Annotated in this window: 7 protein-coding genes; 4 read left to right on the forward strand and 3 right to left on the reverse strand. The window is 71.2% G+C overall.

The annotated features are described in order from the left end of the window. The 3 genes from hmgA to ACYF6T_RS44080 all read left to right on the forward strand — a co-directional run. A partial coding sequence (gene hmgA / locus ACYF6T_RS44070; RefSeq protein ID WP_461703623.1) for a homogentisate 1,2-dioxygenase occupies positions 1–889 on the forward strand: 889 nt, incomplete at its 5' end. Positions 890–974: 85 nt separating this feature from the next. Beyond that, positions 975–1,724 (forward strand): GntR family transcriptional regulator, encoded by a 750-nt coding sequence (locus ACYF6T_RS44075; protein ID WP_461703624.1) that lies wholly within the window; start codon positions 975–977, stop codon positions 1,722–1,724. A gap of 40 nt (positions 1,725–1,764) precedes the next feature. Further along, positions 1,765–2,925: a type ISP restriction/modification enzyme gene (locus ACYF6T_RS44080; protein ID WP_461703625.1), complete on the forward strand. Its 1,161-nt coding sequence runs from the start codon at positions 1,765–1,767 to the stop codon at positions 2,923–2,925. A gap of 210 nt (positions 2,926–3,135) precedes the next feature. Here ACYF6T_RS44080 and ACYF6T_RS44085 read toward each other — a convergent pair whose 3' ends face one another. The 3 genes from ACYF6T_RS44085 to ACYF6T_RS44095 form a co-directional block, all read right to left on the reverse strand. After that, positions 3,136–3,402, reverse strand: coding sequence for a hypothetical protein (locus ACYF6T_RS44085; protein ID WP_461703626.1), 267 nt, complete (start codon positions 3,400–3,402; stop codon positions 3,136–3,138). A gap of 126 nt (positions 3,403–3,528) precedes the next feature. Beyond that, positions 3,529–4,344: an anti-sigma factor gene (locus ACYF6T_RS44090; RefSeq protein WP_461703627.1), complete on the reverse strand. Its 816-nt coding sequence runs from the start codon at positions 4,342–4,344 to the stop codon at positions 3,529–3,531. Continuing rightward, the gene (locus ACYF6T_RS44095; protein ID WP_461703628.1) at positions 4,341–4,883 is read right to left on the reverse strand and encodes a sigma-70 family RNA polymerase sigma factor; all 543 of its coding nucleotides are present in this window, start codon (positions 4,881–4,883) and stop codon (positions 4,341–4,343) included. The genes ACYF6T_RS44090 and ACYF6T_RS44095 overlap by 4 nt, the downstream gene beginning before the upstream one ends. A gap of 251 nt (positions 4,884–5,134) precedes the next feature. Here ACYF6T_RS44095 and ACYF6T_RS44100 point away from each other — a divergent pair, with 251 nt between their 5' ends. Beyond that, positions 5,135–6,667, forward strand: coding sequence for a DUF4331 domain-containing protein (locus tag ACYF6T_RS44100; RefSeq protein WP_461703629.1), 1,533 nt, complete (start codon positions 5,135–5,137; stop codon positions 6,665–6,667). Positions 6,668–6,748: the final 81 nt, after the last annotated feature.

Raw genomic sequence — 6,748 nt, forward strand, 5'->3', positions numbered from 1 at the left:
CTCCTCCATGGACCGCGTCTTCAGCGACGCCGACGGCGAGCTGCTGATCGTGCCGGAGCGGGGCGGCCTGCTGCTGCACACCGAGTTCGGGCAGCTGCATGTGGAGCCCGCACATGTGGCGCTGATTCCTCGTGGGGTGCGCTTCCGTGTGGAGCTGCTCGACGAGTCCGCCCGCGGTTATGTGTGCGAGAACTACGGGGCACCCTTCCGCCTGCCCGACCTGGGCCCGATCGGCGCCAACGGCCTGGCCAACGCCCGGGACTTCCGGGCGCCCGTCGCCGCGTACGAGGACGTCGAGGGGCCGGTGGAGGTGGTGAACAAGTTCTGCGGCAACCTGTGGACGGCCACCTACGACCACTCGCCCCTGGACGTGGTCGCCTGGCACGGCAACCATGTGCCCTACGTCTACGATCTGCGCCGTTTCAATGTGATCGGCACCATCTCCTACGACCACCCCGACCCGTCGATCTTCACGGTGCTGACCTCCCCGTCGGACACCCCGGGACTGGCCGGCGTGGACTTCGTGGTCTTCGCGCCGCGCTGGCTGGTGGGCGAGGACACCTTCCGGCCGCCGTACTTCCACCGGAACGTGATGAGCGAGTACATGGGGCTGATCGAGGGCGCCTACGACGCGAAGGCCGAGGGCTTCGTGCCCGGCGGCGGCTCGCTGCACAACATGATGTCGGCGCACGGCCCGGACCGGGAGACGTTCGACAGGGCGAGCGCGGCCGAGCTGCGGCCGCAGAAGGTGGACGACGGGCTGGCGTTCATGTTCGAGACGCGCTGGCCGGTCACGCTGACCGCGCACGCGGCCCAGGCGGAGCACCTGCAACGGCACTACGACGACGTGTGGCGGGGCCTGGAACGGCACTTCCGCGCGCTGTCATGACGTCGTTCGCCTACGGGGCGCCCAAGCCGCGCCCCTTCGGCTCCCTCCGTTGCACTGATCGCGGACGACCGGTACGGATAGCCCCGTGACCTCCTTCGCCCCGGACTCGATCGTCCTGAACCGCAAGCTGCCGCTCTGGTATCAGGTGTCGCAGTCCCTGCGCGCCTCGATACTCGGCCGCTCGCCCCAGGACCCGCTCAGGCTGCCCACCGAGGAGCAGTTGGCGGGGCACTACGGGGTGAGCGTGCTGACCATGCGGCAGGCGCTGAAGGAACTGGAGGACGAGGGGCTGATCACCCGCCACCGCCGCCGGGGCACGTTCATCGAGCCGGACGCCCGCCGGGGCGCCCCGGTCCGCCTGCTCGGCTCGGTGGACGCGATCGTGGCCCAGCAGTCCGGCATGACGACCCGGCTGCTGGACCACGGCCGGGCCCCGGTGCCGCCGGAACTCGCCGAGTACTTCCCCCGGATCGACGAGGTGGCCACGTACCACCGCCTGCGCAGCGACGAGAAGACGGGCGAGCCGACCAACCACGCCCGCAACTACGTGCGTCCGGACGTGGCCGCGCGCATCGACCCCGCCGACCTGGTGCGGTGGCCGATGACGAAGGTGCTGCGGGACGTCGTCGGGGTCGGCATCGGCCGCATCACGGACACCGTGGAGGCCCGCCTGGCCGACCCGGAGACGGCCCGGCTGCTCGACGTGCCGCTGCTCAGCCCGATCCTGCACTACACGGGCATCATCCACGACACGGAGGGCCGGGTGCTGGACGCGGCGGTGATCCACTACCGGGGCGACCGTTTCTCCTTCACGGTGACGCTGGACGCCCCATGAGGTCACCGGCCGCGACGGGCTGTCGGCGGGAGGCCGTACGATGCCCAGCGTGACGCACGACGACGCTCCGCCGCTGGCGGACCTCCTGCCGTGGTCCGTCGCACCGCCGCGGCTCGGCCGGGGGTGGCCGACGGGCCCCGACGCGGCATCCCTGAAGGCCCGCTGGGACGCCCTGCTCAAGGCGGACGGCCCCGACCGGGAGGCCCTGTTCGAGCCGACTCGCTCGCGCACCCTGCACTCGGCCGTCGGACAGCTCCCCGGCCAGTCCAGCGGCACGGAGAAGCTGCTGCGCGCCTCCGGGCCCTGTCCCGAGCCGGTCCGCGTCCTGCACGCCCCCTTCGACGAGCAGTGGCTGATCCCCGACCACCGTCTCATCGACACGGCCCGCCCCGAGTTGTGGCGGGTGGCGGACGAGCACCAGATCTTCGTCGTGGAGGCGCCCGCGGAGGCGGACGGACCGCACCTGCTGGCCACCTCCCGTCTGCCGCTGCTGCGCCCCGGCCGGATCCGGCCCCTGTACCGCCGCCCCGGCGGCGCGGAGCCCAACCTGGCGCCGGGGCTGCTGGAGCACCTGGGCGCCCGGCTAGGGCGGTCCGTGACGCCGGTGGACCTGCTGGCCTGGATCATGGCGACGGTCCGCCCGGACCTCGCCGTCCCGCTCACCGAGGACGCCGAACTCTGGGCACGTGGGGTGGAGTTGGGCCGCCGGGTGCTGTGGCTGATGCGCCGGGACGGTGAGCGCCCGAAGCTGCCCGGGGGCCGCCGGCCGTACGTGCGCGCCCCCTTGCCGTCCCGTCCGCTCACCCTCGCCTACGACCGCGACGAGGAGACGCTGCTGCTCGACGAGGGCCGCATCTCCCCGGTGCCGCCCGAGGCCTGGGACTTCGAGGCGGCCGGGGTGCGGGTCCTGGAGCAGTGGTTCGCCTCCCGGACGGCGGAGGCCGAGCCGGGCACCCTGGCGGCGATCCGCCCGCCGACCTGGCCGCAGGCCTGGACGTCGGAGCTGCTGGAGCTGATCACGGTGCTGGCCCTGCTGGCGGAACTGCGTCCGCAGCAAGGGGACTTGACGATCACGTCACCGGTCACGGCGACGGACCTGCACAAGGCCGGCGTCCTTCCGGCGCCGGAGGCGGCGCGCAGGCCGGCCTCGGTCTTCGACCACCACGAGGAAGGCCCCGAGGGTCAGTTCACGTTGATCTGATGTACCTGAACGGGTGCTCCGGGTACGGAGCGGGTGGGAGGTACCCGGAGGTGGCGTGACGGGTGGGGATGTGTCCGCGCTCGGGAAGCGTGCCGGGGCGCCGCCGCATGCCGTGGGGATGACGGACGGCGTGACGCGACGCACGCCGTGACGGCGGGCCGCCCCGAACGCGGACCGGAAGGACGCCGGTGCGGCTGCCGGCCGTACGGCTCAGCGGCCGCCGAACAGCGAACGACGCAGTCGGCGCAGCGGTGCGAAGAGCGAGACGCGACGGACTCGCGCACCCCTGCTGTCCTCGTGCACGGTGTCACGCGCGGTCAGCTCACGCATCAGCGAGGTCGCCTCGGCCGTCTTCTGCTGCGGCACGGCGGGACCCGCCAGCACCGAGAGATGGCGGTCGAGGCGCGAACTGGTCGCGCTGCTGCCGCAGGTGATCGCAGGGACTCGCGCCCTGCTGCGCACTGTTATCTGTTCCATGTCACTCCCCACCCGTACGAGTCCACCCGGCCCGGGCAGGGTAACCCTATCGCCCCCTTGGGGCACTCGTGTATCGCGGTCACAGGATTCACCTTCCCCGTAAGGAGGTTGACGACCCCTCTTCGGTTACTCTCCGAATCCAACCGATTTCAGGGCGAGTTGGACAACCGGCTGGCTGGTGGGCTGCGCCGAGCCGCCGTCGGGCTCGACGGTCACAGCGAGTGATGCCGCGGACTTGGTGAGACCGGTCGCGACCAAGGGCGTGTCGCCGTCGAAGAGCCCGAGGGAGCGCGGTTGCGCGCCGGGGCGCATGAGCCACAGCTGGTTCACCCGTCCGCTGGGGACGTCGTCGTATCCGCTGAGCGTGACGACCGCGCGCCCCTCCGCCGCGGAGGCGACGACCGAGATGCTCCGCCCGCGAGCGTCCCGGCCGGCGGTCGCACGGGCGTCGGGAGCTGCGAGAACGTGGGCGATCTCACGTGACTGGGCGCGCTCGGCGTTCAGCTGGTCCTGCGTCCGGTTGGCCTGCACGGCGAACAGGGAGGCGACGACGAGGGCCGCGGCGGCGGTCGCCGTGGCGAACGGCACGAACAGGGGGCGGCGCTCACGGGGCGCACGGGAGCGTGCCGGGGGTGGCTGCGTGCCCCAGACGTGCGGCGGCAACTGGGGCGTGTGCTCGCGCAGCGGCGAGGACTCCTGCGGGGTGGCGCGTACGGCGGCCAGCACCCGGTCGCGCAGCGCGGCCGGCGGCGGCGCGGCCGTCGACCAGGCCAGCCGGACGGCGTCCTCGGCCAGCGCGCGCACCTCGGCGGCGCAGGCGTCGCACGTCTTCAGGTGCTTCTCGAAGCGGACCCGCTCGGCGGGCTCCAGGGCGTCGAGCGCGTACGGGGCGGCGAGGGAGTGCAGGTCCTCGCGGTGGAGCAGCTTCGCGAGAAGACTCACGCGACACCTCCCAGGCACTTGCGCAGCTGGGTGAGTCCGTCGCGCATGCGGGTCTTGACCGTGCCGAGAGGCAGCGAGAGCCGCTCGGCCACTTCACGGTACGTGTAGCCGTCGTAGTAGGCGAGCGTGACGGACTGGCGCTGCAACGTGGTGAGGCGGTCCAGGCACCGGCGCACCCATTCGCGTTCCAGGCCCGCCTCGACCTCCTCGGTGACGTGGTCGAAGGCGGGGCCGCCGGCCCGGCGCGCCTCGCGCTGCTCGCGGTCGACGGCCGCGCGGGCGCTGCGCACCCGGTCGACGGCGCGGCGGTGGGCGAGGGTGAGGACCCAGGACAGCGCGCTGCCCCGGGCGGGGTCGAACCGGGCGGCGGAGCGCCACAGTTCGAGCAGCACCTCCTGGGCCACCTCCTCCGACTGGGCCGGGTCCCGCACCACCCGCCGCACCAGTCCGAACACCGGACCGGACACGAGAGCGTACAGCTCCTCGAACGCCTTCTGGTCGCCGCCGGCCACCTGCAGCAGAAGCTCGTCCGCCTCCACCCGGTCCCCCTCTCTGCGCCCGCATGGGCCCCGTCCCGTCACACCAGACATTCGCAACGAACGCACCTCCGGATGGGGTTACGGATCAGCGGCCCCAAAACGCGGGTGCGCGTGCGACGAAACAAGAATCGCCGTCCGTCTGAGACAAGATCGGGGGTTCGCCGTAAAGACGTTTGGGATTCGACCAATCCACCCTGCCGACCGCTCCGAATCAGCGTTCGTCAGGCAAGTTGGGACTGAGGACGGACGGCATGACACCTACATCCAGGAGCGGTGCGGGACGCAGGGGCATCGCGACCCTCATAACCGGTGCGCTGGCCGCCGGGGGGCTCGCAGCCGCCGGCGTGACCGCGCTGGAACCGGGGGCGGCCTCCGCCTCCAGCCACCGGGAGGCCCCGCTGATCTCGGGGCAGCCGCAGTACGACAACACCGACCTGTACGCGTTCGTCAGCCCGGACAAGCCGGACACGACGACGATCATCGCCAACTTCATCCCCATGGAAGAGCCCGCCGGCGGCCCGAACTTCTACCAGTTCGCCGACGACGCCCAGTACGACATCCACATCGACAACAACGGTGACGCGCAGGGCGAGTTGCTGCTGCGGTACACGTTCAGCACGCAGACGAAGAACAAGAAGTCGTTCCTGTACAACACGGGCGTGGTCAGCAACCTGACCGACCCCGACCTGAACATCACGCAGACCTACGACATCGACCTGATCAAGCTGAAGAACCAGAAGGTCCAGTCGAAGACGAGGCTCGCCGACGACATCCCGGTGGCCCCGTCGGACGTCGGCAAGGCGTCCATGCCCGACTACGGCAAGCTGCGCGACCAGGCGGTCTACAAGCTCTCCAACGGCGGCCAGACCTTCGCCGGGCAGGCCGACGACCCGTTCTTCGCGGACCTGCGCGTGTTCGACCTGCTGTACGGCGGGAACCTGTCCGAGGTCGGGCGGGACACGCTCAAGGGCTACAACGTCAACTCGATCGCGCTGCAGCTGCCGACGGACATGATCACCGAGTCCAAGAGCCAGCCGGTCGTGGGCATTTGGGCCACCACCCAGCGCAAGAACGCGCAAGGCTACTACGAGCAGGTCTCGCGCCTGGGCAACCCGCTGGTCAACGAGGTCGTCAACCCGCTGAAGGACAAGGACAAGTTCAACGCGTCCTCGCCGTGGTACGACGCGCAGTTCCTGAAGAACGTCACCAACCCCGAACTGCCCAAGCTGATCGAGCAGATCTACAAGATCAAGGCGCCGTCCGAGCCGCGCAACGACCTCGTCGACGTGTTCCTCAAGGGCGTCAAGGGTCTCAACCAGCCGCCGAAGGTGACCCCGGCGGAGGAGCTGCGCCTGAACACCTCGATCAAGCCGACGGCCAGCCCCAAGCGGCTGGGTGTCCTCGACGGCGACAACCAGGGCTTCCCGAACGGGCGTCGGCTCACCGACGACGTGATCGACGAGGCGCTGCAGGTCATGGAGGGCGAGCTGGTCGGGTCCAAGAACGACCTGGGCGACGCGGTCGACAAGAACGACAAGGGCTTCGGCAAGTACTTCCCGTACCTGGCCAACCCCACGGCCGGTTCGCGCGGTGCCACCGCCAAGGGTGTGACGAGCGGCAACGACGTGCGCAACCAGCTGGGTGACGCGCTGCAGCCGGCCGGTGCGGCGAGCTCCGGCAACACGCCGCTGATCGCCGCCTCGGCGGGCGCCGGCGCGGCCGGGATCGTGCTCATCGGCGCCGGCCTGATGTGGTGGCGCCGGATGCGGCGCCGGGCCTACTGAGCCCGTCCGGCGGACGGCACGCCGACCCCGTCCGCCGGCCCACCCCACCGACTGGCGCGGCCCGCACGAACTCATCCCCCA

Source organism: Streptomyces sp. 7R007, assembly GCF_054850255.1.

Coding starts and splice junctions, on each gene's coding strand:
- ACYF6T_RS44085 (WP_461703626.1), bottom strand. CDS start 3,402: ATGGAACAGATAACAGTGCGCAGCAGGGCGCGAGTCCCTGCGATCACC.
- ACYF6T_RS44080 (WP_461703625.1), top strand. CDS start 1,765: ATGCCCAGCGTGACGCACGACGACGCTCCGCCGCTGGCGGACCTCCTG.
- ACYF6T_RS44100 (WP_461703629.1), top strand. CDS start 5,135: ATGACACCTACATCCAGGAGCGGTGCGGGACGCAGGGGCATCGCGACC.